We start from the raw sequence: 1330 nt of genomic DNA, 5'->3' as shown, positions 1-1330 counted from the left end.
TACTGTCAAAGGTAGTATACTTTCTGGTATATGGGCACACCTCAATACATTTACCACATAATGTAATTTGCTTCTCTAATGATTTAGCCGCAATCTCTCTGGCTTTTTTTCTACAAGCCAAAGCGTCAAAAAACTCATCCCGTTCAAGTTTAGGGTTCCAAGTGAGTCCTGAAATTGCATTTCCTGGACAGGCATCAGTACAAATCATGCAACTGCCACACTTTGATTGTAGTATTAATTTATTAAATTCTAAGGGAGCATCGGTCAATACTGACGTTAGACGAACGGCTGAACCATATTTCTCAGTTAAAAACAATGCACTTTTACCTATCCAACCCAATCCTGAATGTACCGCCACGGTCTTATGAGGCATTACGGTTCTAAATATGCCATATTCCTTAGTAGCAGAATCAGTCTGTGGATATGCATTATAACCCTGTTCTATTATATATTCAGCACACATTGTTGCCAAATCATCAAGTTTATCACTCAATTTGTGATATGCATTATAATATTCTATTGTCGGAAAATCACTAATATTTTTTATCACAGTTTGAGGATAGGAAAGAATTATCGATATTCCAAATGGATATATTGGTATATTTATAGATTCTGTTACGGAATCTTCACTTCTTGGTTCTTTTAAGTCTACATTACTGTATAGTTCATTTATCTTTGCAAATCCTACCATTGATGCACCGTTTTCAAGTAACATACGTTCAATTTTTCGATTCATAAAGCTCCTCCCCTTTGCTAACACTTGTATAATCATTTTATCAATATTTAGCTTCCTATTGTTATTTAAGGATTGTGAATCATAAATATAATCGGAAAGCTAAATGAACTTCTTATTTTCTCATAATCTTATCTGCATCTGATGCCCTAATGGAATAAACCCAAGCTTTTTATATAACGGTAGTCCTGCATCAGTATAATCAAGTATTATCTTCTCCACACCACGGTTTTTAGACTCAGCAATTAACATATGAATTAGTTTTTCAGCGAAACCATTGCGTCGCCACTCTGACAAAGTATACACGTTAAGTAGTTCTGCTCTCTTTCCTCTAGGACAGCTAGGCAGCGGTATAGTTTCATATATGCAAGCCATACATGATGAAATAATCATTTCTCCATCCTTTGCAATAAAAATAATCAAATCTTCTTTATCAATATGTTCTTCAAGATATTTTCGTGTTCTATCTTTAAAACTATCGCAATCTTCTATTTTTCTTATTGCTGTAACAAACTCCATCCGGTGTTCTACAAATTCATCAATATCATCACGGCACGCTTGTTTATATTCCACAATATGTCTCCTCACCTATAAAAT

The 1330-nt window shown here is 34.4% G+C and carries 2 protein-coding genes; both read right to left on the bottom strand.

What is annotated here, in order from left to right:
- On the bottom strand, nt 1–736 hold a 736-nt coding region (locus tag BMY18_RS20655; protein WP_092458524.1), incomplete at its 3' end, for a 4Fe-4S double cluster binding domain-containing protein.
- A gap of 120 nt (nt 737–856) precedes the next feature.
- Entirely contained in the window at nt 857–1306 is a 450-nt protein-coding gene (locus tag BMY18_RS20650; RefSeq protein ID WP_092458521.1) for a GNAT family N-acetyltransferase, read from the bottom strand.
- Between the last annotated feature and the right edge of the window lie 24 nt (nt 1307–1330).

The sequence above is a fragment of the [Clostridium] fimetarium genome (assembly GCF_900111235.1).
Taxonomy (GTDB): Bacteria; Bacillota; Clostridia; order Lachnospirales; family Lachnospiraceae; genus Clostridium_N; species Clostridium_N fimetarium.
Note: the sequence above shows the minus strand (reverse complement) of the source record. Positions and strands in the feature narration are given on the sequence as shown.